The organism is Enterocloster sp. OA13, assembly GCF_022440595.1.
GTDB classification, from domain to species: domain Bacteria; phylum Bacillota; class Clostridia; order Lachnospirales; family Lachnospiraceae; genus Enterocloster; species Enterocloster hominis.
Genome location: NZ_JAKNTF010000001.1, coordinates 4383617 through 4406099, shown reverse-complemented (window position 1 = coordinate 4406099; position 22483 = coordinate 4383617). Strand labels below are relative to the sequence as shown.

The window sequence follows — 22483 nt, the reverse complement described above, 5'->3', positions numbered from 1 at the left end:
GATGAAGAATATTGTATTTGAGCATGTTGACAAAGCTTATGATAAAAATGTGATTGTCAAGGACCTGAACATGGAGATAAAAGAAGGGGAACGCCTGATCCTTCTTGGGCCGTCGGGGTGCGGGAAGTCCACCACCCTGCGCATGATTGCCGGGCTGGAAAAGCTGACAAAGGGCAGTCTCTTCATGGACGGCCGCCTGGTCAATGACGTGCCCTGCGGGGAACGGGGAGTATCCATGGTGTTTCAGAACTATGCCCTTTTCCCTCACATGACCGTGAGGAACAACATCATTTACGGGCTTAAGGCACACAAGATGGAACAGAAGGAAATTAAGGCCAGGCTGAAGGACGTGGTGGAAATGCTGGATTTAAAAGGGCTGGAGGACAGGAAACCTAAGGATCTGTCCGGCGGACAGCGCCAGAGGGTGGCCCTTGCAAGGGCGGTTGTCAAGCGTTCGGCCTATTTCCTTCTGGATGAACCGCTGTCCAACCTGGACGCCCAGCTCAGGCTGCGGGCCAGGAAGGAACTGGTGAAGATCCATGAGACTTATGGACAGACCATGATTTACGTGACCCATGACCAGATAGAGGCCATGACAGTAGGGCAGAGGATTGCCCTGATGCATGAGGGGAAGATGCAGATGCTTGATACCCCCTCGAATGTTTACAACCGTCCGGCCAATGTGTTCACGGCACGCTTTATCGGCTCGCCTTCCATGAATATCGTGGAGTCCTCTTATATAAAGGGGACACTGGTCATTGGCCGTCAGAGCATACGCCTTCCCGGGATGTGGTGTGCCCTGGCAAAACAGAATCCGTCGGGCCGCCTGTACTTTGGCATCCGGCCTGAGCACATGGTACTCAGCGGGAAGCCGGAGGATAATGCCATTGCTGCCACGGTGAAGTACGTGGAGGATTATGGGAACCGTTATGGGGTGTACGTGGAGGCGGACGGCATGGAGCTCATTGCTGTCAGTGAAGGCAATATACCGGCTCCCGGCCAGAAGGTATATATTATTCCGGACTTTGAACGGATCCACCTGTTCGACCGTGTCAGCCAGATATCCCTTGGATACCCGGAACAGATTAAAGCAGCCAATGCCCCCTATATTGTACAGCCGGAAGAAAAAACAGGTAAAGGAGGCCAAAACCATGGCTTTGTTAATCAGTACCAATATGTATGAGGCAGGGGAACTGGAGAAGGTGCTGTTCTATCTGGACCGCTATGAAGGCAGGCTGGGGGTGGAACTGTTTCCCATGTTTCATGAAGAGGGGTATGAAGGACTGCTGCAGAAATGTCTTCCGGAACTAAAGAAAGTGCCGGTCAGTTTCCATGGACCATACTACGGGGCGGAGCACAGTGCTGCCAAGGACACGGAGGAGTACAGGAGGACCATGGATATGACGGCCGCCACCCTTAAGTACGGACAGATGCTGGACAGCCGGTATATGGTATATCACCATAATAACTGCCGGGTACGGGAAAAGGACGGGATGATACGGACTGCCTGCGCCAATTACCGGAGGGTTGGGGAAATGGCCCGGGCCTGCGGTATTCCGGTAGTAGTAGAGAATGCAGGCGTCATCAGCAGGGGAAATATGCTTTTGGATGAAGATGCATTCATCCGTGTGTGCAGGGAGGAAGGCTATCAGGTACTGATTGATATCGGACACGCACATGCCAACGGATGGAACCTGCCCCGGGTCATGAGTGAACTTCAGTCCCGGATTGTGGCATACCATCTGCACAACAATGACGGGCTTCACGACAGCCACAAGAGGTTGTGGGACGGGACGCTGGACGTGGAACGGTTCCTGGACAAGTGCATGGAGCTTACGCCGGAGGCGGACTGGGTATTGGAATACTCGGCCGGGACCTCATGGGATGAAGACGGGATCTGTGAGGATATAGAGAGGCTGCTCAGCATTTTTTGAAATAAGATTAAAATCAGGTGGAAAAGAGCATGGCTTTTTTGTATAATGAAGACAGTTTGAATGTTAAAACAGGAGGTCTACATCATGCAGAATTTTGAATTTTTCACCCCGACCAGAATGATATTTGGAAAGGATACCCACCTTCAGGCAGGGAAACTTGTAAAAGAGTATGGATTTAAGAAAGTGCTGGTGCATTTTGGCGGAGCCAGCGCCAGGAAGACAGGGCTGTTGGACGCGGTCCTGGATTCGTTAAAGGAAGAGGGGATTGAGTACGTGACCCTGGGCGGCGTACAGGCCAACCCCACCCTTTCCATGGCAAGACAGGGAATCGAACTATGTCTGAAGGAAAATGTTGATTTTGTGCTGGCGGTTGGCGGCGGAAGCGTCATTGACTCTTCCAAGTGTATTGCGGACGGCGCAGGCAATCCGGATGTGGATGTATGGACTTATTTTAAGCACGAGGCCGTTCCGCAGAAAGCGCTTCCCGTGGGGACCATCCTGACCCTGGCCGCCTCAGGCAGCGAGATGAGCGCATCCTGCGTCATCACCAATGAGGAAAATGGTTTTAAGAGGGGCTTTAACAGCGTCACACACCGTCCCCTGTTCTCCATCTGTAATCCCGAACTGACCTACAGTGTGAATAAGTACCAGACCGGGTGCGGGACCGTGGATATCATGATGCATACACTGGAGCGGTATTTCAGCCAGACAAAGGATACGGACCTTACGGACCGGATTGCGGAGGCATTGCTTAAATCCACCATTGAAGCCGGCAAGGCTGCGGACCAGGATCCTGAGGATTATGAGGCCCGCGCAACCCTTATGTGGGCGGGCAGCCTTTCCCATAACGGCCTGACCAGCGCGGGCAGGGATTTCCTGATGCAGGTGCACCAGATGGAGCATGAGCTTTCCGGCATGTACCCAAGGATTGCCCACGGCGCAGGACTTTCAGCCCTGTGGCCTTCCTGGGCAAGGTTTGTATGTGTCCATGACGTGAACCGCTTTGCAAGGTATGCCGTCAATGTGTGGAACATTGACATGGACTTTGAACACCCCATGAAAACCGCCCTGGCAGGAATCCAGGCAACCGAGGATTTCTATAAGAGCCTTGGCATGCCGGTATCCATAAGGGAACTGGGCGTGGAGCCGGAAAAGATTGAGGAGATGGCGGACAAGTGCACCAACATGGGGACACGCAGGCTGCCTGGAATTGTTGAGCTGGGCAAGGAAGAGATGATCCAGATTTACAGGATGGCAATGGACCCGGAGACATCCGGTCCGGTTACCATATATGGATAAGCGGTAAAAAGGCATAAATATGGACTGCGGGCTTATTGGAAAAGCACGCAGTCCGATTTTATTTCCGCAGTATTTTCGCCCTGACCCGCCCCCATAAGCTGGTATGGGGAAGGATAAGGTGAGGGCTATGACCTTGGCAGACGCGGATGGAGAAACGGACCTTGGCAGCCTTACAGCGCAATGATTTCCCCATCCTCCGGAACCAGCAGGTTCCCATGGTAATACTCCCTGCCCTCAGCTGTATAGAGTTTCTTGCGCTGGGCCAGATCCTTATCCTCTGTATGCCACAGCACCAGGTTGGGGATGCGCAGGCTTTCGGCCAGTTCACAGGCTTCCTTTACCGTGCTGTGATGCTTTTCGTATGGCTCGAATATCTCCCTGTCACGGTACAGGCAGAAGGCCTCATGGAGAAGCCAGTCACTGCCCTCCACATAGGGGCGGCATTCCGGGTTATAGGGTTCGTCCCCTGCACAGGTGAACCTGCGCCCGTTCTTTAAAATGGTGGTAAAGCCGAACTGCCTGGCCTTGGTGGAAAGGATGTCAAAGAAGGTTACGTCATAGTCCATGATGCGGACCGTCTCGCCATCCTCCACGGGCACCAGGAAGATACGGCTGCCGATCATCTTGTAGAACTTGGCCTGCATGGTCAGGCGGCAGATGGTGGATATGGTGTCCACCAGGCCCTGATGGCAGTAAATCCGCAGTTCACCCTCATATCTGCCCTTTCGCATGGCAGTGGCAATCATGCGCACCATCCATACAATCCCCAGTATGTGGTCCGTGTGTTCATGGGTCACGAAAATGTTGTGGATACGGCACAGATCCACATCCATATCCTCAAGGATCCGCAGGATGCCGTTGCCCCCTCCTGCGTCCACCATGAAAAATCCATCTCCCTCCCGGATGGCAAAACAGGTGTTATAGCAGTGCACTGCCTGGGCATTGCCTGTTCCAAACACGTATAATTCTTCCATAAATTCCCGTCTCCTTTGAAAAAATTTAGATATTCTTAATCAATATTAACCCTTTGTTCAGCTGGAAAAACTTTTCATTTAGTTAAGAATATGTTACTATAACTTTAAATAAAATGCAATTGTGATTGGGGAGAATATGACAATGAGGGATTTGGCATATCTACAGCTTCTGGCAAAAGAATACCCTACGGTAAAGGCGGCGACCAGTGAAATCGTGAACCTCATGGCAATCTGCAGCCTTCCAAAGGGAACGGAATACTTTTTCAGCGACCTGCACGGGGAATATGAGGCATTCATCCACCTTCTCCGCTCGTCCTCGGGCATTACCCGCGAGAAAATCAAGGATACCTTCGGACACCTGATCCCGGAAGAGGAACAGGTGCAGCTGGCCAATCTGATTTATTATCCGGAGCGGAATCTGGGAAGAATGATAAAGCAGGGACATTTTACCGAGGACTGGCAGAAGATAACCATCTACCGCCTGGTCCAGAGCTGCAAGGAGGTATCCTCCAAGTACACCCGCTCCAAGGTGCGCAAGAAAATGCCCATGGAATTTGCGTATATCATCGATGAACTGCTCCACGTGGACTATAATGATGACAATAAGAAGTTATATTACAATGAAATCATCCATTCCATTATTGACAACGGCATTGCGGACAAGTTCATCATTGCGCTGTGCCATCTGATCCAGAACCTTACCATTGACAATCTGCATATTATCGGGGACATTTATGACAGAGGCCCAAGGGCGGATATCATCATGAATGAGCTGATGTGTTTCCATGACGTGGACGTGCAGTGGGGCAACCATGATATTTCCTGGATGGGAGCCGCCACAGGCAATCTGGCCTGTATCTGCAACGTGCTGCGCATTGCAATCAGCTACAACAGCTTTGACGTGCTGGAGGACGGCTATGGCATCAACCTGCGCCCCCTATCCATGTTTGCGGCCAAGGTATACCAGGATGACCCTTGCACCAGGTTCATGCCCAAAATCCTGGACGAGAACATCTATGACGCCGTGGATCCCGGCCTGGCAGCCAAGATGCACAAGGCCATTGCCGTCATCCAGTTCAAGGTGGAGGGGGCCATGATACGCCGCCATCCTGAATATGAGATGGATGACCGGGTGATGCTGGCCAATGTAAACTATGAAGATGGGACAGTGTCCATTGACGGCAAGGAGTATCCCATGATGGATATGAACCTCCCCACCGTGGACCCTAAGAATCCCCTGGAACTGAGCCGCGGGGAAAAAGAGCTGCTGCGGACCCTTCAGGCATCCTTTAAGCACAGCGGGCTGCTTCACAGGCATGTGCGTTTCCTCTATTCCCATGGAGGCATGTATAAATGTTACAACTCCAATCTTCTGTACCATGGCTGCATCCCCATGAAGAAGGACGGTTCCTTTGACACCATAACCATAGACGGCGTTTCCTATGGGGGGAAGTCACTGATGGATTACTTTGACAGGCAGATGCAGAACGCATACTTCATGCCTGAGGGGGCAGAGGGCCGGGAGAGGGCCGTGGATATGATGTGGTATCTCTGGTGCGGGGCCAAGTCCCCGGTGTTCGGCAAGGATAAGATGACCACCTTCGAACATTATTTCGTGGCGGAAAAGGCAACCCATAAAGAGGTCATGAACCCCTACTACCAGTTAAGTGTAAAAGAGGAATTCTGCAACAGGCTGCTGGAGGAATTCGGCCTTCCCGTGGAGGGTTCCCATATCATCAACGGACATGTGCCTGTGAAATTAAAGGACGGCGAAAAGCCCATGAAGGCAGGCGGGAAGCTGTTCATCATTGACGGAGGGCTGTCAAAAGCATATCAAAGTACCACTGGGATTGCAGGATACACCCTGATTTATAATTCCCATCACCTGGCCCTGGCGGAACACATGCCCTTTGACCCGAAGAAAGAAAGCACACCCAAGGTATCCGTGGTGGAAAAGGTAAAATCCAGGGTCATGGTGGCTGACACGGACAAGGGACGGGAACTGAAAGGACAGATTGCGGACCTGAAGGAACTGGTGGCTGCCTACAGGGAAGGTACTATAAAAGAAAGGGTTGAGTAATGAACAGATTAGAATTTTTGCAGGGACTGAAAGCTGAACTGGAGGGGCGCGTGCCCCATTCCATCATTCAGGAGAACCTGAGATATTATGATTCCTATATATCGGATGAGGCTGCCAAGGGACAGGCCGAGGAGGATGTGATTGAAAGCCTGGGCGGCCCTAAGATCATCGCCAGGACCATTGTGGACGCGGCCCTGGACACCGAAGACAGGCCGGATGGCTTTGAGACGTTTGGTTCAGGCCCTGCCTTTGATGAGGCGCAGGGAAGTTATACCCAGAGGGAAAACGGAACGCCCCACGGCAGGCAGACAGACCCCCATGTCCACTATGTGGACTTCAGTAAGTGGTATGTGAGGCTGATTGCCGGGTTGGTGGTGCTGCTGGTCATATTCCTGATCATGACCGTTTTCTTCGGCATCATGGGGCTGGCGGGATGGATCCTGTCCTATATCTGGCCCATACTTTTAATCATGATGGTAGTGTGGATGTTCAGGGGGCCTCACAGATAAGAGGATCGGTAATGGCATAGGTGAAGACATAGATAAAGACATTGGCGCTGAGAGAATCTCCCGTCCCTATATTGACAAATATGTGAATTAATTATATACTCTATCTTAACAAATGTAATAATTACGTAACATATTGAATGGGAATATAGAGGATAAGTTAAGGAGAGTTTCAGTGGATTTTGGTGGATTTTGTAAAGGGATGTTGAAATTAGCAGGGGCATTATGCCTGTGCACGGGGCTGGTGCTTTCCTGTCCAAAGGACAGCCAGGCAGCAGCCAGGCAGGCCGAGGTAAAGACACGTTCTTCCTATGTGGTTAAGATAGAAGCCCCCAGCGTGGATGTCTATACATATGCAAGCGAGTTCTCCGGCAGGCAGGGCCAGGTCATGAGAGGCCAGACCTATGAGGTGCTTTCCAATGCCAACCAGGGCTGGGTGAAGATCAGGACCGGCGGACGGGAAGGCTTCATCCGCACCGCAGGCAATGCCACCATAGTGGAAAAAGCCCGTGAATCCGTGGATGAGAACGTCAAAAAGCGCCGTCAGGTAGTGGAATATGCCATGCAGTTCGTGGGCGGCCGGTATGTGTACGGAGGCGCTGACCCCAACCGCGGCGTGGACTGCTCCGGATTCACAAGATACGTGCTTTCCAACTCCGCATCCATCAGCCTTCCTCATTCTTCCAGAGGACAGTCATCCTATGGAAGGCAGGTATCCGAGGAGGAGATGCAGCCAGGTGACCTGCTGTTCTACAGCGGATCCGGCGGCATCAACCATGTGGCCCTTTATATTGGCAATGGACAGATAGTCCATGCATCCACAGAAAAAACGGGAATCAAGACTTCCCCATATGATTACCGCACCCCGGTTAAGATTGTAAGCCTGCTGTCATAAGACACAGGCTTTTCTATTGTTAAGTTTCATGGCGGTTTTGTTAAAAATGATATAAAAAGTATTAAAAATATATAAAGATGTTGACGAAACATGAAAACGTGCTATAATAAATCTGTAATGAATGTAACATTTACGTAACAAATAGGGCATCATCATTCATTCAAAACTAAACCGCGATGGGAGATTTCCTTAATGAGAAGTATGTTAGGTCAACTGATAAGAACAGGCGCTGTGTGTGGTATGCTGATGATCATGAATTCATTCACATCCATGGCAGCCATCGGACCTGGTTTTACAGCCGGAACATATGTGGCAACCATCACATCTGAGAGTGTGAACATCAACCGGAACATGGACAGCGAAGAAGTGCTTATGACAGCCCGGACAGGGAATACATACGAGGTATTAGAGGATTTAGGGAATGGATGGATGAAGGTACGGGTGAACGATACCGAAGGTTACCTTCCCGTATCAGGCAATGCCACGGTGGAGCAGGTGACGGAAGATGAGATTGCGGAAGTGCAGCAGGATGCGCTGGAGTCTTCCAACAGCTATAAGCGCCAGCAGGTGGTGAATTATGCCATGCAGTTTGTAGGCGGAAGATATAAGTATGGCGGCAGCGACCCGCGCACAGGCGTGGATTGTTCCGGCTTTACAAGATATGTGCTTCAGAATTCCGCCGGAATCAGCATGAACCGCTCTTCAGGCGGACAGGCCAGCCAGGGCGTGCCCATCGGCGCAGACCAGATGCAGCCAGGAGACCTGCTGTTTTACGGAGGCGGCAGGGGAATCAACCATGTAGCCATGTATATTGGCAACGGGCAGATTGTACATGCTTCCACGGAGCGTACAGGTATTACCATATCGAACTGGAACTACAGGAATCCGGTTAAGATAGTGAATGTGCTAGGATAAGATTTTCAAATAGATAAAAGACGCGTCCCGGGATGAATGTTCATTCCGGGACGCGTCTTTTTCCGTCCGTCCCTGTCCTGCGTTGGCCGGATTGTACCGGCGCAAAAAAGGACGGGCAGGATGTGAATCCCGCCCGTCCTCAATTAGAGTCCTTGTTTAGCCCGGATTAAGCTACGCAGACATTAACAGCCTGTAAACCACGGTTGCCGTTAGTGATGTCAAATGTTACGGACTGTCCATCTTCTAATGACTTAAAGCCATTGGATGCGATTCCTGAGAAATGAACGAAAATGTCCTCGCCGTTCTCCTCGTTTGTGATGAAGCCGAAGCCCTTCTGTGAATTAAACCATTTAACTGTACCTTTGTTCATGAAAGATACCTCCTGTAATATTATTTTTTTTGAATAAAATAAAATCACATATTTTTGTAAATCATCAATCGTGTTCATGACTTACAAAAATATGTGAAATCAGAATTTAATCAAAAATACTTTGTTACTATAACATATAGGGGAGGGGATGTCAATGGAAAAATCAAAATTATTTAATAAAATTTCGAAAATTTCGAAAACTTAGAAATCATAGCCCTGTTGACAGAGAAACACCGGATAGGGGAGCTATCCGGTGTTTACTCAAGGGGAGTATAAATAATTAATAAGGATGAGGTAATGGTTTAAGGGAAACCATTTTACCTCATATTATTTATAATATATTTTTTAGAAAAATGCAACCATATTTTGATGATATGAACATGAAAAGTGTGCAACCATTGTTTGGGTTTATAAAATTTCGCCCGGCACAGGATGATAACGGCAGTTAATTACGCACGTATGGATGAATTCTGCTCCTGGAAATTGGATGTTAATAGTGAGAAAGTCATAATATCCCCGTTGTATCTGCCGTACCCTGAAGGAACGGAACCAGGTGCCAGCGGACCGGATTGCAGTGATGTGGACTGATTTTTTATTTTTAAGGAATAAACAGACGGAATTCCTGCCATACTAAGCCTGTAACAAAAAACGTGTTTTTAGGAGGTAGTGAAAATGTCTAATAATAACTACAGCAACGACATGGAAAACAGCTCAAGAAACAGCAGCAACATGAATCAGCAGAATAACAGCCAGAACAGCTCCAGGAACAATTCCCAGAACGGTTCCCAGAACAGCTCAAGGAACAGCTCCAAGAACAGCTCTCAGAACAATTCCCAGAACAGCTCTCAGAATAGCTCCAGGAACAGCTCCCAGAACTATTCTCAGAACAGTTCACAGAACAACAGCCAGAACAGCAGCAGAAACGACTCAAACTACTAAGATTGGCTGCATTCCGGTCCATGCCGGAATGGAAGGAGAAGGCTGCCGTTTTAAAACGGTGGCCTTTTTCTGGTGCTTTTGGGTTGTCAATACAGCTGCCTGGACAGGAAACCAGCATTATCCTGCCAGGCTTTTTTTGATTCATGCCAGCCTGTCCGGCACCACAGGCACGGTCCTGCATATATTGGTAATAGGACACGTCTGACAGGCTGGCGCTGGATTCACAGGAACTTATCCCGTACGGTACCCGGACCTGACGGACATAAAGGAAAGGGCAGGTGAATGGGAAATGACGACATTTCCAATGATATCATATAGACAGTTTGATGAATGGATGGAGCAGGGAAAGGTGGCGCAGCTGGTGGACCTGCGCGAACCGTGGATGTTTGGCAGGGACCGGATATGGGGAAGCGTGAACATTCCTTTTGAGGATCTGGAGGCCAGCCTGGACCGGATAAGAAAGGACGGCGCCGTGGTGTTTTACTGCGACAGGGGGGCGAAAAGCATGCTGGCCTGCCGCGACCTGTGGAGAATGGGGTATGAGGCAGTGGACCTGGCCGGCGGAATGTTGAATTACCGGGGGAAATACATTGACAGAAGGCCTGCATCGGCTATAGAATAGAAATGCATTGAAATTTCAGGACAAAACCCTGTTTTTGGAGGATAAACCTATGAAAATAATGTTTGCGTCAGATATACACGGGTCTGCGTACTATTGCAGGCAGATGCTGGATATATATGGAAGGTCGGGGGCAGGGCGCCTGGTCCTTCTGGGAGACATACTGTATCACGGTCCCCGCAATGACCTTCCAAAGGAATATGCGCCCAAGGAAGTCATTGCCATGTTAAATCCCATGAAGAATGAGATTTACGCGGTCCGGGGGAACTGTGACACGGAGGTGGACCAGATGGTGCTGGATTTCCCTATCATGGCGGATTACGGGCTGTTTGTCATAGACGGCAGGACCTTCTATGCAACCCATGGCCACGTATATGACCAGGATAACCTTCCGCCCATGAAAGCAGGCGACATACTGGTTCATGGACACACCCATCTGCTGAAGGCGGAGAAGGTGGACACAAAAGCATGCGGGACCATTACGGTGCTGAACCCGGGGTCGGTTTCCATACCCAAGGGAGGCAACCCCAACACATATGCCATGCTGGAGGACGGCGTATTCTCCATCCTTACCCTGGATGGGGATGTGGTAAAAGAAATTAAGCTGTAATATGCGGAGAGGATAATTGATTGAAGACATATGAACTGATTGCACCCTGCCATTTTGGCCTGGAGGCGGTGCTGAAAAAAGAGATACTGGATCTGGGATATGAGATATCCCTGGTGGAAGACGGGCGTGTCACCTTTATCGGGGATGACGAGGCTGTATGCAGGGCCAATATTTTCCTGCGCACCGCGGAGCGGGTGCTGTTAAAGGTGGGATGCTTTAAGGCAGAGACCTTCGAGGACCTGTTCCAGGGCACAAGGGCCATACCCTGGGAGGAATATATCCCGGAGGATGGTAAGTTCTGGGTTGCCAAGGCATCTTCCATTAAAAGTAAGCTGTTCAGCCCTTCGGATATCCAGTCCATCATGAAAAAGGCAATGGTGGAGCGCCTGAAAAAACATTACGGCGTCACATGGTTCCCTGAAAATGGAGCCAGTTATCCCCTGCGCGTTTTCCTGTACAAGGACATGGTGACGGTAGGCATTGACACCAGCGGCGATTCCCTGCACAAGCGTGGATACAGGACACTGACCAGCAAGGCTCCTATTACGGAGACACTGGCGGCTGCCCTGATCATGCTTACACCGTGGAACAGGGACCGCATCCTGGTGGACCCGTTCTGCGGAAGCGGGACATTTCCCATTGAAGCGGCCATGCTGGCAGCCAATATGGCGCCGGGCATGAACCGCTCCTTCCTTTCGGAAGAATGGAGGAACATAATTAAACGTAAATGTTGGTATGAGGCCATGGATGAGGCCAATGAACTGGTGGATACGGATATAAAGGTGGATATCCAGGGATATGACATTGACGGCGATATCGTGAAGGCGGCCAGGGCCAATGCGGAGTCCGCAGGAGTGGCTGATATGATACACTTCCAGCAACGGCCGGTCAGCGCCCTGAGCCATCCTAAGAAGTATGGTTTCATCATATCGAATCCGCCTTATGGTGAGCGTATTGAGGATAAATCCAACCTTCCGGCGCTGTACCGTGAAATCGGGGAGCGCTATGCTGCCCTTGACGCATGGTCCATGTATCTTATCACTTCCTATGAGGATACTGAGAAGTACATCGGGCGCAAAGCGGATAAGAACCGCAAGATTTATAATGGAATGATGAAAACATATTTTTACCAGTTTATGGGTCCCAAGCCTCCCAGACGAAGTCAGGAGAGCAGAGAGAATTGAGACATAGCAATACCTTTTTATCATACGGACAGAGAAAACGGCTGATGCTGATCCTGCTGGGCCTGATCCTGGCAGGCAATTCGGCCGGATGTTCACGCCTTCTTGGGGGAGGGCAGGGGATGGAGAAAGCCGTGGATGACACTGGAGCCGATGACGGCATCGGGATCCAGGACGGCTTTGGATTGGAAGGCGGCACCGGGACCCAGGACGGCTTTGGATTGGAAGGCGGCACCGGAATCCAGGACGGCTTTGAATCAGAAGGCGGCACCGGGACCCAGAGCGGCACCGGGATACAGAGCAGTTCCGGCACAGGGGATGGCCGTGGAACCATGGGCAGTACCGGGACAGGCAGCGGCTCAGAGGGAAAAGACGGTTCAGGACCAGCGGATACGGGCCATGGAAGTGCGGGAAAGCCAGGCGGTTCAGGTCAGGGGACATCCGGGACGGATGGGCAGACAGGAGCACATGGACAATCAGGCGCGGATCGTACGGATGGGAATCAGGTAAAGGCATTTCCTTACACCTGGAACCGGGGCCGGGGCGCTGACATAAAGCTTCCGGAATCCTATGACTACAGGAAGGCAGGAAGGGCGCCCCAGATTGGCAACCAGGGTTCGCTGGGGACATGCTGGGCGTTCGCCTCCCTGACAGCCCTGGAATCCTCACTTCTGCCAACGGACAGGGAGATGTTTGCCGTGGACCATATGACCATGCACAACAGCTTCCTGCTGGGACAGGATGAGGGAGGGGAATATACCATGTCCATGGCGTATCTGCTGGCATGGCAGGGTCCCGTGCTGGAATCGGAGGATCCTTATGGGGATGGGTATTCACCGGACAATCTGAAGCCCTCAAAGCATGTGCAGGAAATCCAGGTCCTTGGTCCAAAGGATTATGATGCGGTTAAGCGCGCGGTATACTTACAGGGCGGCGTCCAAAGCTCCCTGTTCACATCCATGCGGGATTATGAAAGCGAATCCGTGTACTATAACCGGGAAACCAATTCATACTGTTACATCGGCAGTGAGCAGCCCAACCATGACTCCGTCATCGTGGGCTGGGATGACAATTATCCAAAGGAGAATTTCAACATGGAGCTGGAGGGGGATGGCGCGTTCATCTGTACCAACAGCTGGGGGGAGGACTTTGGGGACCAGGGATATTTTTATGTGTCCTATCATGACAGCAATATCGGTGTGCACAACATTGTCTACACGGGCGTGGAACCGGTGGACAATTATAAGAAGATATACCAGAGCGACCTCTGCGGCTGGGTGGGGCAGATTGGATATGGCCAGGACGAGGCGTGGTTTGCCAATACTTACAGGGCCGGGAAAGGGGAGGACCTGGCTGCCGCCGGATTCTATGCAACGGATAAGGATACGGAGTATGAGATATATGTGGCAAGGAACCTGCCGGAAGCGGGCAGCCACCGGATGGAGAAGGCCCTTAACAGCCGGACCCCGGTGGTCAGGGGGAAACTCGCCAACGCAGGTTACTATACCGTGCCCCTGAAAGAAAAAATAAGATTGGATGATAATGAAAAATTTGCTATAATTATAAAAATAACAACACCGGGAACCGTTCATCCGGTTGCCATTGAATACGATGCAGGGGACGGCATTGCCCAGGTGGACCTGTCGGACGGCGAGGGATACCTAAGCCATAACGGCAGTGTCTGGGAGCATGTGGAAGAAACACAGAAGTGCAATCTCTGCCTGAAGGCATATACGGAATAGTACGGCGCCTGCAGGGCCGTACCGGCGGTTATCAGGGGAAATGACAGATGAGGATTGAGGAAATGGGACATAGAATAATATTTGCAACCGGCAATGAAGGGAAGATGCGGGAGATAAGGGTGCTGCTGGCGGATTTGGGACTGCCCGTGCTGTCCATGAAGGAGGCAGGGGTGAATCCTGAAATCGTGGAAGATGGGGCGGATTTTGGGGAGAACGCCGAGATTAAGGCACGGGCAGTGTGGAACCTGACAGGGGATATCGTGCTGGCGGATGATTCCGGCCTGGTAGTGGATTATATCGGCGGGGAACCGGGAATATACTCAGCCAGATACATGGGGGAGGATACCTCCTATGAGATTAAGAACAGGAATATCATTGACAGGCTGAAGCAGGCAGTTGGGCAGGAGCGCAGCGCGCGGTTTGTGTGCAATATAGCCGCAGTCCTGCCGGACGGCCGGGTGCTACACACAGAGGAAACCATGGAGGGCCTGATTGCAGATGAACCTGCGGGACAGGGAGGCTTTGGCTATGACCCGATTCTCTATCTTCCCGCCTACGGCATGACCTCGGCTGAAATCACCATGGAGGAGAAGAATGCAATCAGCCACAGGGGAAAGGCGCTGAGGGCCATGAAGACGGTCCTTGAAGAAGTGCTTAAAAAGGATGGGGAGGACGCGGGATGAAGATATTGATTGTCAGTGATACCCATAGGAAGGACGAGAACCTTAAGCAGGTCATTGCGCGGTCAGGCCCCCTGGATATGCTGATCCATCTGGGGGACGCGGAGGGCAGTGAGCACATGATTGCCACCTGGGTGAATGAAGGCTGTGACCTGGAGATGATTCTGGGCAACAATGACTTTTTCTCCTGCCTGGACAGGGAAAAGGATATCATGATTGGACGTTACAGGACCCTTCTGACCCATGGGCACTACTATAATGTCTCCGTTGGGGCCGAGTATCTGGCTGAGGAGGCCAGGGCCAGGGGATTTGACATCGCCATGTATGGACACACCCACAGGCCGTTTTACGAGATTGACAAAAAGCCGGGGGATAAGGACCTGATTGTACTGAACCCGGGAAGCCTTTCCTATCCGCGCCAGGACGGCCACAGGCCATCCTACATGCTGATGGAGATTGATAAGGAGGGGGAAGCCCACTTTGCCCTGAACTTCCTGTAGGAATATGACCACGGGAAAGGGCGGAATATAAGGGCGGAACCCATTTCCCGGAAAAGGCCGAAGGAGAGCGTCAAAGGGAAAACGTCAAGGGGGAGCGGGAACCAAAAAAATAAAAATAACATTGACATTCTAACCGGCATAGTATATAATAACTTTTGCGTCGTGAGACGGGAGAGAATGACGGGTATATTATACCGGTACCGGGGTGTGGCTCAGCTTGGCTAGAGCGCCTGGTTTGGGACCAGGAGGTCGCAGGTTCGAATCCTGTCACCCCGATTCATAACCGAATGATTATAACTGAATGATTGTTTATATGCAGGTGTAGTTCAATGGTAGAACACTAGCCTTCCAAGCTAGATACGTGGGTTCGATTCCCATCACCTGCTCTCAGGGAGAAGCCTTATGAGGCTTCTTTTTTTGCGTGGAAAAATGTTCCCAAAGTCGGCAGGACGGTTTGTGATAAAAATAACAGAGACAAGAAGGAATTGTTAACAAGTTTCAAACAATTAATTTGAAAAGGAATAATTGTTACATTGATTGAAACAAAGTTTCGTTATATAATGGATTTATTGACAATTTAGTTTCATTTCCTATAATTAAAAGTGAGGACGGGATACGATGAAGAATGTATTGGTAAGACTGCAGGAGTACAGGGTACAGGCCAACGGGGCGGAAAAGGATCTGGTCCGGTACCTGTTGGAAAAGCCGGAGGAAGCATCCAAGCTCAGCATCCATGTGCTGGCTGAGAGGACCTATACCTCGGCGGCCACAATCATCCGTCTGTGCAAGAAGCTGGGGTTTAGCGGCTATAAGGAATTCAGCAGCTCCCTGAATTACGAGATTGCGCTGCGCAGCCAGGCCCGTAAGGACATCAGCACGGAAATCAGCCGGGACGACGGACTGAAGGATATTGTGGATAAGGTCACGTACAGAAGCATACAGGCATTGGAGGACACACGCAAATTAGTGGATCTGGACGAACTGCAAAGCTGTGTGGACATCCTTGAGAGGGCCAGGACCATAGGGCTGTTTGGAATCGGCTCCTCGCTCCTTGCTGCCAGGGATATGTATCTTAAGTTCCTTAGGCTTAACAAGCCCTGTATCTGCAATGATGACTGGCATTCCCAGCTTGTGTGCGCAAGGAACCTGACAAAGGAGGACGTGGCCGTCATATTCAGCTACTCAGGCCTGACCAAGGAAATGCTGACCTGCGCCAAGGTGCTGAAGGAACAGGATGTCCCAATCATCACGGTGACCCGGTTTGCTGAGAATGAACTGACCCGCCTGGCTGACTGCAAACTGTACGTGTCGGCCAAGGAACTGCTGGTGAGGACCGCGGCAACCGCGTCCAGGATATCCCAGCTGAACATCATCGACATACTGTTTACCGCATATGTGAAGAATAATTATGAGAGGAATATATCCAGGCTCAAAAGCAATGTAATAACAAAGGATATCATATAAGGAATCCGGCTGTATTTAAGAATCCCGGCTGTATATAAGGAATCCGGCTGTATTTAAGGAAAACGACTATATTAAGGAAGGAAGGGACTATCATGGAACTCTTAACCTATAACCAGGCATATGAAGCCCAGGTGGTGGGACTCTGGAACCAGGAGCTTTTCGCAGACCCCATAACCGTACATAAATTCCGCCAGCAGGCGCTTTTGGACGACAACTTTGATTCGGACCTGTGCTATGTGGCGCTGGAGGATGGGAAGACAGTGGGATTCCTGCTGGCCACCAAAAGAAAATTCCCCTATCTGGAGCGGGGGACGGAACCTGAGCGCGGATGGATCAATGTGATGTTTGTGTCCGGGGAATACCAGGGAAAAGGAATCGGCACAAAGCTCCTTATGAGGGCGGAGGCGGATTTAAAGGCAAGGGGGGCCAGGAACATCACCCTGGCGGCCTACAGCCCGAGTTACTTTTTCCCGGGCGTGGATACGGAGAATTATGCGGGGGGAGCGGCATTTTTTGAAAAGCACGGTTATGTGAAGGGTAAGACCAGCTATTCCATGTGCAAGGACCTGCACGGCTACCGCCTGTCGGATGAGACAAAGGAACGGCTGAAAAAGGCCAATGAGGCGGGATTTGATTTTAAGATGTTTTCATATGAATACGCGGTGGACCTGCTGAATTTTGCCCGTGATGAATTCGGGGGCGGATGGAAGCGCAACTGCCTGCTGACCATGCAGCATGACCGGGCAGAGGACTGTATCCTGCTGGTACTTGATAAAGAGGATAAGATATGCGGATTCTGTACCAGGATGATTGATGAAAATCCCATGCGTTTCGGGCCGATTGGAACAGCGGAGCGCGTGAGGAACCAGGGGCTTGGCAGCATCCTCTTTGACCTGGCCCAGCTGGAGATGGAGAAGAGGGGGATCTACCACCTGTATTTTGTGTCCACGGATGACCCGGGCCGCAGGTTCTATGAACGCCACGGGGTACATGTGTTCAGGACATTTAAGGATTACCGCAAGGATATATAAGGGAGGGAACAGGAAATGGAAATAGCAAAACGCGTGGTAAGTATCGGAGCCCATTCACTGGATGCGGAGCTGCTTGGAGGACCATTGATCTTAAAATATGCAAAGCAGGGCAGCCACTGCACCCTGATCCATGTGACCCAGGGCAGGCTGGAGGACCCAAGTGCGACGGAGGAGGAGAAACAGGCATATCTTAAGTCGCTTCTGGACCAGAACCAGAGGGCGGCCAAGGCCCTGGGCGGCGATACCATCTGGCTGGGATATGTGTCAAGCAGCATGCCCACCCTGGAGGACTTTGCCAGGAGGCTGGAAGGATATTTTGAAGAGGAAAAGGTGGAGCTGGTCATCACCCACTGGCGCGGTTCCATGCATCCGAGACATATCAATACCCATGACGCGGTGACCCTGGCCGTGAAGCATCTCAGGAAAAAGGGGAATCCCATCCGGCTGGTGTACGGCGAGACCTTTGAGGACCTGCAGGGCTTTATCCCCCAGGCGTATTACAGCCTCAGCAGCGGGGAGACGGAGCAGTGGTTTGAGGCCCTTAAGGAGTACCAGGTATTTAAGGGGGAAATCAACGATTTCCCGTATATTCCTTACTATACCACCAACCTGAAGGTAAGGGGAATTGAATCAGGAAACGACTGCAATACAGTGGGCTACATGTATGCAAGCCAGATAGAGGAACGCTTATGGTAGGACTGAAGGGGAAGGATAAGGAAGTATTATCCGGTTTAAAGACAGAGAGCAGGAACCCCAGGACACTGGACCTGGACCTTATGAGTGTGGGGGAACTCCTGACCGTGATGAACGAAGAGGATAAAAATGTCATTGAGGCCGTAAAGCAGGTGCTGCCTCAGATCCAGGAAACCGTGGAGGCTGTCATCCGCGCGCTGAACCAGGGGGGAAGGCTGGTTTACGCCGGGGCAGGGACCAGCGGCAGGCTGGGAATCCTGGATGCAGTGGAGTGCCTGCCCACATTTTCCACCACGGACGAGGTGGTGGGAATCATTGCAGGAGGTGAGAAAGCCTTTGTCCGCGCCCAGGAGGGAGCGGAGGATTCCAAGGAGGAAGCCAGGAAGGACCTGGAACAGCTCCATGTGGATGGGCGGGATGTGGTGGTGGCCCTTTCTGCCTCCGGGCGTACCCCGTACTGTATCGGCGCATTGGAATATGCCAGGGAAGCGGGCGCGTGCTGCGTGGGACTTTCCTGCAACCGCCCGGCAGAGCTTTCCGCCTATTCGGACATTGCCATCGAGGTGGACGCGGGGCCGGAAATCCTCACAGGATCCACAAGGCTTAAGGCGGGAACTGCGGAGAAGATGATCCTGAACATGATTTCCACTGCATCCATGGTGGGAATCGGAAAAGTATATGGAAACCTTATGGTGGATATGCGGGCCACGAACCTGAAACTGGTGGAGCGGGCCAAACGGATTGTATCCATGGCATGCGGCTGCACGGAGGAGGCGGCACAGGCAGCCCTTTCAGAGGCAGATGGAGGGATTAAAGCCGCCATTGTCATGATCCTGGCAGGGGTAACCGCCGAAGAAGCAAAGGAACGTCTGGAAATCCACAAAGGATTTGTCAGGAAATGTTTGGATGGTGCGCGCGGCCGTACCTGAAAGGAGGAACTGCAATGGCAGATTTGTATGTAAGAATTGACGACAGGCTGATACATGGACAGACCATCGTGGCATGGTGCCCCACGCTGCAGATTAAGGAAATCGTGGCAGTGGATGATGTGAGCGCCAAGAATCCCATGCTCAAGACCATCATGACCATGGGCGTGCCGGGCACCTACAAAACACACATTGTCACGACCCAGGAGGCCAGGGAGATACTGAAAACCCCGGGAACCGGGAACCGGCTGATGATTGTGAAGCAGCCCGAAGTCCTGACAGCCCTTAAGGAGGAGATAGGAGGGGCCAAGGCAATCATGCTGGGGAACCTGGCTAAAAAGGAGGATTCCAGGCATAAGCTGGACGGGGCCACGGGGATATTCTACCTCAGCGACCAGGATGTGGAAATACTGGATGGGTTTGCAAATGACGGACTGGAGGTATTTTTCCACCAGCTGCCCACCTCATCCAGAACAACGTGGGAAGCATTTAAGAAAACAATTTAACGTATAGGAGGGGAAGAAATGAGTGTCTTACAGATTATAGCAATTTCACTGTTTGTGTATCTGGGTTCCATTGGCTCCATTGTAGGTAATACCATAGGATGGTATACCCTGGGACGGCCGCTGGTTGCATCCTTTGTGGTGGGCGTGATCATGGGGGACCTGCAGACAGCCATGGTTGTGGGCATTGCCCTGCAGATCATGTACATGGGTAATGTGACGCCGGGCGGCGCAGTGGCCTGGGATTTATCCTATGCCACCTACATAGGCACGGCCGGGGCGCTGGTATTCGGAAAAGGCATGGAAAGCACTCAGGTAATCGGCCTGGCCGTGGTGTTCGCTGGAATCGGCGGTCTGGTGGGACAGATGGTGTGGAACCTGTCCTACGCCCTGAACCTGCCCTTAAACCGCCTTGCCAACAAATACGCCGAGGCAGGGGAAACAGGAAAGATGTATATCCCCAATGTTGTATGCGGACAGCTGATTGGTCTGGCCTGCCGTTTTATCCCGGCCGTGATCCTTCTCACCACCATGACGGCCGCATCGGCACAGGCTGACTTTGCATCCATGATACCGGGCTGGCTTACGACCCTGCTCAGCACCTTTGGGGGCATGATGGCTGCCCTTGGAATGGGGATCATCATCTCATTCCTGTTAAAAAAGCAGTGGCAGATCTGCATTTTCCTGCTGGGCTTCGTACTGGTGACGTACTTTAACTTAAACACCATGGCAGTGGCTGTCATCGCGACCCTGCTGGCAGTGATTTACTATGTGTTTCAGATTGAGCAAAAGGAGGCAAGGGTATGAGCAGGCAGTTAAGCAAAAAAACATTGGATAAATCCTTCTGGAACTGGTTTTTCTGGAACGGCTGCTCCCAGCAGGCGGAGAGTATGCTGGGCATGGCCTTTGGCCAGGCAATGGCGCCGGTTGTGGATGAACTGTACGGCAGCAAAGAGGAAAAGGCCGAGGCCCTGAAGCGCCATGTGACCCTTTTTAACACAGAGGCCCAGGTAGGCTCCATCTGTAACGGTATCGTGTGCGGCATGGAGGAAGCCAATGCCAATGGACAGTGCACGCCGGATGTGATCAACACCGTCAAGGTGGCCCTTATCGGTCCCACCTCCGCTATCGGCGATTCACTGTGGGTGGCCACCATCATCCCCATCCTCCTGACCATATGTATGTCCATCTCACAGGGACTGGACAGTTCCATGGCATGGGTGGGCGCGGCCATCTACCTGCTGGCTTATCCGGTGCTGACCTGTATCCTGTCCAGGAAATTATTCTACTTTGGATATAAGTCGGGCCTGGAGGGCATGTCCGGGTTCATGGCAACCGGGAAGATGGATATCCTGACCAATTCCATGAACTTCATGGGACTTCTGGTGGTCGGCGCCCTGACTGCATCCTTTGTCAGCTGTTCCATCCCATTCCAGATTGTGAAGGACGTGTTTGACGCCGCTACCGGGGAGGTGCTGGCAGGACAGGTGATTTTTAACGCAGACGCCACAATCAACAACATTTTCCCGCGTCTGGTGCCCTTAGGGCTGACCCTGGGCGTGTATTGGCTGTATGCCAAGAAGAAGTGGTCACCCCTTAAGCTGATGGGACTGATCCTTGTCCTGGCAGCCATACTGACCGGAATCGGGTATATGAGCGGGTTCTACGCATAGACGGCGGGACTGGATGTTCAGACACGCTCCAGGGCAGGTGTCTGAAAAGGGGAGAAGACAATAGATATCAGGAGGAATTAAGGTGACAGGTATTGTGATAACCGGCCATGGACAGTATGCACAGGGCGTGATGAGCGCCATCCAGCTGGTGGCCGGGGTGCCGGAACAGGTACAGGTTGTTAATTTTACAAAAGGAGAGGGCATAGAGGAGCTTAAGTCCCACATGATCCAGGCCATCAATGCCCTTGAATCGGATGACGTGCTTCTGATGACGGACATCCTGGGCGGCTCGCCCTTTAACGTGGCGGTGCAGCTTTTGACAGAACCGATGGGCAAGAACCTCAAGGTGGTGGCGGGAGCCAACATGGCATCCATTGTCCAGGCCCTGTTCATACGGGAAAATGTTCCATTTGAGCAGCTGCCCGCTGAGGTTATCCAGGCTGGGAAAGAGGGAATCATGGATGTGTCTGCCATGATGGAAGGAACGATGTAGGGGAGCGTCGGACGTCCGGCAGGATAATCCACGAAAAAACCAGGGAAAAAAATTAAAAAAGTGCTTGCAATCTTACAGAACCTATGGTAAACTATGACTCGTTGACAACGGTAGACGGACAAAGTGTGGCATCATGGTAAGTTGTCAGCGAGCATGAGTCTGTAGCTCAGTTGGATAGAGCAACGGCCTTCTAAGCCGTGGGTCGGGGGTTCGAATCCCTTCAGGCTCATTGAGCGCAAGCTCTGAAAAGCGAATAATAATATTATGGTGGGTATGGCGAAGTTGGTTATCGCGCCAGATTGTGGCTCTGGAGGCCGAGGGTTCGAATCCCTCTACTCACCCTTCCCTTATTGGGAATTTTTTTTTATCCGGATTTATTGGGCCGTCGCCAAGCGGTAAGGCACAGGACTTTGACTCCTGCACTCGAGGGTTCGAATCCCGCCGGCCCAGCTCCAT

The 22483-nt window shown here is 51.6% G+C and carries 24 protein-coding genes and 5 tRNA genes; 27 read left to right on the top strand and 2 right to left on the bottom strand.

The features are described 5' to 3' along the window. The first annotated feature begins 1 nt into the window (after position 1). The 3 genes from MCJ35_RS19525 (at position 2) to MCJ35_RS19515 (ending at position 3233) form a co-directional block, all read left to right on the top strand. Complete coding sequence (locus MCJ35_RS19525; protein ID WP_025485764.1) at positions 2-1183, top strand: ABC transporter ATP-binding protein; 1182 nt, start codon at positions 2-4, stop codon at positions 1181-1183. Further along, positions 1152-1934: a sugar phosphate isomerase/epimerase family protein gene (locus tag MCJ35_RS19520; RefSeq protein ID WP_025485765.1), complete on the top strand. Its 783-nt coding sequence runs from the start codon at positions 1152-1154 to the stop codon at positions 1932-1934. The genes MCJ35_RS19525 and MCJ35_RS19520 overlap by 32 nt, the downstream gene beginning before the upstream one ends. An 84-nt stretch (positions 1935-2018) precedes the next feature. Next, on the top strand, positions 2019-3233 hold the full coding sequence (locus MCJ35_RS19515; RefSeq protein WP_025485766.1) for an iron-containing alcohol dehydrogenase: 1215 nt from the start codon (positions 2019-2021) through the stop codon (positions 3231-3233). Between the two features lie 170 nt (positions 3234-3403). Here MCJ35_RS19515 and MCJ35_RS19510 read toward each other — a convergent pair whose 3' ends face one another. Next, positions 3404-4207, bottom strand: a complete 804-nt coding sequence (locus MCJ35_RS19510; RefSeq protein ID WP_025485767.1) for an MBL fold metallo-hydrolase — start codon at positions 4205-4207, stop codon at positions 3404-3406. 142 nt (positions 4208-4349) lie between these two features. Between MCJ35_RS19510 and MCJ35_RS19505 the strand changes: the two genes are divergently transcribed. The 4 genes from MCJ35_RS19505 to MCJ35_RS19490 all read left to right on the top strand — a co-directional run bounded on the left by MCJ35_RS19505 (position 4350) and on the right by MCJ35_RS19490 (position 8603). Continuing rightward, entirely contained in the window at positions 4350-6287 is a 1938-nt protein-coding gene (locus tag MCJ35_RS19505) for a fructose-bisphosphatase class III (RefSeq protein ID WP_025485768.1), read from the top strand. Then, a complete protein-coding gene (locus tag MCJ35_RS19500) occupies positions 6287-6796 on the top strand; it encodes an HAAS signaling domain-containing protein (protein ID WP_025485769.1) in 510 nt (169 codons plus the stop codon). The genes MCJ35_RS19505 and MCJ35_RS19500 overlap by 1 nt, the downstream gene beginning before the upstream one ends. A gap of 199 nt (positions 6797-6995) precedes the next feature. Continuing rightward, positions 6996-7688, top strand: coding sequence for a C40 family peptidase (locus MCJ35_RS19495; protein ID WP_025485770.1), 693 nt, complete (start codon positions 6996-6998; stop codon positions 7686-7688). 192 nt (positions 7689-7880) lie between these two features. Then, the gene (locus MCJ35_RS19490; RefSeq protein WP_025485771.1) at positions 7881-8603 is read left to right on the top strand and encodes an NlpC/P60 family protein; all 723 of its coding nucleotides are present in this window, start codon (positions 7881-7883) and stop codon (positions 8601-8603) included. 166 nt (positions 8604-8769) lie between these two features. On the opposite strand, the gene MCJ35_RS19485 is transcribed toward MCJ35_RS19490, so the two are convergent. Continuing rightward, complete coding sequence (locus MCJ35_RS19485) at positions 8770-8973, bottom strand: cold-shock protein (protein ID WP_008719434.1); 204 nt, start codon at positions 8971-8973, stop codon at positions 8770-8772. Positions 8974-9645: 672 nt separating this feature from the next. On the opposite strand from MCJ35_RS19485, the gene MCJ35_RS19480 reads away from it, so the two are divergent. From MCJ35_RS19480 to MCJ35_RS19385, 20 genes are all read left to right on the top strand, one after another. Next, positions 9646-9912, top strand: coding sequence for a hypothetical protein (locus MCJ35_RS19480; protein WP_025485772.1), 267 nt, complete (start codon positions 9646-9648; stop codon positions 9910-9912). Positions 9913-10201: 289 nt separating this feature from the next. Continuing rightward, positions 10202-10534: a rhodanese-like domain-containing protein gene (locus tag MCJ35_RS19475; RefSeq protein WP_025485773.1), complete on the top strand. Its 333-nt coding sequence runs from the start codon at positions 10202-10204 to the stop codon at positions 10532-10534. A gap of 49 nt (positions 10535-10583) precedes the next feature. Further along, positions 10584-11141: a phosphodiesterase gene (yfcE, locus tag MCJ35_RS19470; protein ID WP_025485775.1), complete on the top strand. Its 558-nt coding sequence runs from the start codon at positions 10584-10586 to the stop codon at positions 11139-11141. 20 nt (positions 11142-11161) lie between these two features. Next, positions 11162-12325: a THUMP domain-containing class I SAM-dependent RNA methyltransferase gene (locus tag MCJ35_RS19465; protein ID WP_008719421.1), complete on the top strand. Its 1164-nt coding sequence runs from the start codon at positions 11162-11164 to the stop codon at positions 12323-12325. Between the two features lie 44 nt (positions 12326-12369). After that, entirely contained in the window at positions 12370-14064 is a 1695-nt protein-coding gene (locus MCJ35_RS19460; RefSeq protein ID WP_051400661.1) for a lectin like domain-containing protein, read from the top strand. Positions 14065-14126: 62 nt separating this feature from the next. Then, a complete protein-coding gene (gene rdgB, locus MCJ35_RS19455; RefSeq protein WP_008719419.1) occupies positions 14127-14747 on the top strand; it encodes an RdgB/HAM1 family non-canonical purine NTP pyrophosphatase in 621 nt (206 codons plus the stop codon). Then, positions 14744-15244, top strand: coding sequence for a YfcE family phosphodiesterase (locus MCJ35_RS19450; protein WP_008719415.1), 501 nt, complete (start codon positions 14744-14746; stop codon positions 15242-15244). Before rdgB ends, MCJ35_RS19450 begins: the two co-directional genes overlap by 4 nt. Positions 15245-15445: 201 nt before the next feature. Further along, positions 15446-15520 (top strand) — tRNA-Pro (locus MCJ35_RS19445). Between the two features lie 39 nt (positions 15521-15559). Then, a tRNA-Gly gene (locus MCJ35_RS19440) sits at positions 15560-15630 on the top strand. Between the two features lie 232 nt (positions 15631-15862). Then, a complete protein-coding gene (locus MCJ35_RS19435) occupies positions 15863-16708 on the top strand; it encodes a MurR/RpiR family transcriptional regulator (protein ID WP_008719414.1) in 846 nt (281 codons plus the stop codon). 92 nt (positions 16709-16800) lie between these two features. Continuing rightward, entirely contained in the window at positions 16801-17739 is a 939-nt protein-coding gene (locus MCJ35_RS19430) for a GNAT family N-acetyltransferase (protein ID WP_008719412.1), read from the top strand. 15 nt (positions 17740-17754) lie between these two features. After that, positions 17755-18435 (top strand): PIG-L deacetylase family protein, encoded by a 681-nt coding sequence (locus tag MCJ35_RS19425; protein ID WP_025485779.1) that lies wholly within the window; start codon positions 17755-17757, stop codon positions 18433-18435. After that, complete coding sequence (gene murQ, locus MCJ35_RS19420; RefSeq protein ID WP_025485780.1) at positions 18429-19361, top strand: N-acetylmuramic acid 6-phosphate etherase; 933 nt, start codon at positions 18429-18431, stop codon at positions 19359-19361. Before MCJ35_RS19425 ends, murQ begins: the two co-directional genes overlap by 7 nt. A gap of 14 nt (positions 19362-19375) precedes the next feature. Continuing rightward, positions 19376-19864 (top strand): PTS sugar transporter subunit IIB, encoded by a 489-nt coding sequence (locus MCJ35_RS19415; RefSeq protein WP_025485781.1) that lies wholly within the window; start codon positions 19376-19378, stop codon positions 19862-19864. A gap of 18 nt (positions 19865-19882) precedes the next feature. Beyond that, complete coding sequence (locus tag MCJ35_RS19410; protein ID WP_025485782.1) at positions 19883-20668, top strand: PTS mannose/fructose/sorbose/N-acetylgalactosamine transporter subunit IIC; 786 nt, start codon at positions 19883-19885, stop codon at positions 20666-20668. Then, positions 20665-21534: a PTS system mannose/fructose/sorbose family transporter subunit IID gene (locus MCJ35_RS19405; RefSeq protein ID WP_025485783.1), complete on the top strand. Its 870-nt coding sequence runs from the start codon at positions 20665-20667 to the stop codon at positions 21532-21534. The genes MCJ35_RS19410 and MCJ35_RS19405 overlap by 4 nt, the downstream gene beginning before the upstream one ends. 82 nt (positions 21535-21616) lie before the next feature. Next, positions 21617-22027 carry a PTS sugar transporter subunit IIA gene (locus tag MCJ35_RS19400; RefSeq protein WP_025485784.1) on the top strand — a complete coding sequence of 137 codons (411 nt, stop codon included), beginning with the start codon at positions 21617-21619 and terminating at the stop codon, positions 22025-22027. A gap of 155 nt (positions 22028-22182) precedes the next feature. Further along, positions 22183-22256: transfer RNA gene (locus tag MCJ35_RS19395), tRNA-Arg, on the top strand. A gap of 38 nt (positions 22257-22294) precedes the next feature. Continuing rightward, a tRNA-His gene (locus MCJ35_RS19390) sits at positions 22295-22368 on the top strand. Between the two features lie 37 nt (positions 22369-22405). Further along, positions 22406-22477 (top strand) — tRNA-Gln (locus MCJ35_RS19385). The last annotated feature ends 6 nt before the right edge of the window (positions 22478-22483 follow it).

Bases quoted from the DNA above. Each gene is read 5' to 3' on its own strand.
- MCJ35_RS19410 (WP_025485782.1), top strand. From the start codon at position 19,883: ATGAGTGTCTTACAGATTATAGCAATTTCACTGTTTGTGTATCTGGGT.
- MCJ35_RS19435 (WP_008719414.1), top strand. From the start codon at position 15,863: ATGAAGAATGTATTGGTAAGACTGCAGGAGTACAGGGTACAGGCCAAC.
- MCJ35_RS19480 (WP_025485772.1), top strand. From the start codon at position 9,646: ATGTCTAATAATAACTACAGCAACGACATGGAAAACAGCTCAAGAAAC.
- rdgB (WP_008719419.1), top strand. From the start codon at position 14,127: ATGGGACATAGAATAATATTTGCAACCGGCAATGAAGGGAAGATGCGG.
- MCJ35_RS19430 (WP_008719412.1), top strand. From the start codon at position 16,801: ATGGAACTCTTAACCTATAACCAGGCATATGAAGCCCAGGTGGTGGGA.
- MCJ35_RS19415 (WP_025485781.1), top strand. From the start codon at position 19,376: ATGGCAGATTTGTATGTAAGAATTGACGACAGGCTGATACATGGACAG.
- MCJ35_RS19460 (WP_051400661.1), top strand. From the start codon at position 12,370: ATGCTGATCCTGCTGGGCCTGATCCTGGCAGGCAATTCGGCCGGATGT.
- MCJ35_RS19525 (WP_025485764.1), top strand. From the start codon at position 2: ATGAAGAATATTGTATTTGAGCATGTTGACAAAGCTTATGATAAAAAT.
- MCJ35_RS19425 (WP_025485779.1), top strand. From the start codon at position 17,755: ATGGAAATAGCAAAACGCGTGGTAAGTATCGGAGCCCATTCACTGGAT.
- murQ (WP_025485780.1), top strand. From the start codon at position 18,429: ATGGTAGGACTGAAGGGGAAGGATAAGGAAGTATTATCCGGTTTAAAG.
- MCJ35_RS19500 (WP_025485769.1), top strand. From the start codon at position 6,287: ATGAACAGATTAGAATTTTTGCAGGGACTGAAAGCTGAACTGGAGGGG.
- MCJ35_RS19405 (WP_025485783.1), top strand. From the start codon at position 20,665: ATGAGCAGGCAGTTAAGCAAAAAAACATTGGATAAATCCTTCTGGAAC.
- MCJ35_RS19495 (WP_025485770.1), top strand. From the start codon at position 6,996: ATGTTGAAATTAGCAGGGGCATTATGCCTGTGCACGGGGCTGGTGCTT.
- MCJ35_RS19520 (WP_025485765.1), top strand. From the start codon at position 1,152: ATGGCTTTGTTAATCAGTACCAATATGTATGAGGCAGGGGAACTGGAG.
- yfcE (WP_025485775.1), top strand. From the start codon at position 10,584: ATGAAAATAATGTTTGCGTCAGATATACACGGGTCTGCGTACTATTGC.
- MCJ35_RS19510 (WP_025485767.1), bottom strand. From the start codon at position 4,207: ATGGAAGAATTATACGTGTTTGGAACAGGCAATGCCCAGGCAGTGCAC.
- MCJ35_RS19490 (WP_025485771.1), top strand. From the start codon at position 7,881: ATGAGAAGTATGTTAGGTCAACTGATAAGAACAGGCGCTGTGTGTGGT.
- MCJ35_RS19485 (WP_008719434.1), bottom strand. From the start codon at position 8,973: ATGAACAAAGGTACAGTTAAATGGTTTAATTCACAGAAGGGCTTCGGC.
- MCJ35_RS19515 (WP_025485766.1), top strand. From the start codon at position 2,019: ATGCAGAATTTTGAATTTTTCACCCCGACCAGAATGATATTTGGAAAG.
- MCJ35_RS19475 (WP_025485773.1), top strand. From the start codon at position 10,202: ATGACGACATTTCCAATGATATCATATAGACAGTTTGATGAATGGATG.
- MCJ35_RS19450 (WP_008719415.1), top strand. From the start codon at position 14,744: ATGAAGATATTGATTGTCAGTGATACCCATAGGAAGGACGAGAACCTT.
- MCJ35_RS19505 (WP_025485768.1), top strand. From the start codon at position 4,350: ATGAGGGATTTGGCATATCTACAGCTTCTGGCAAAAGAATACCCTACG.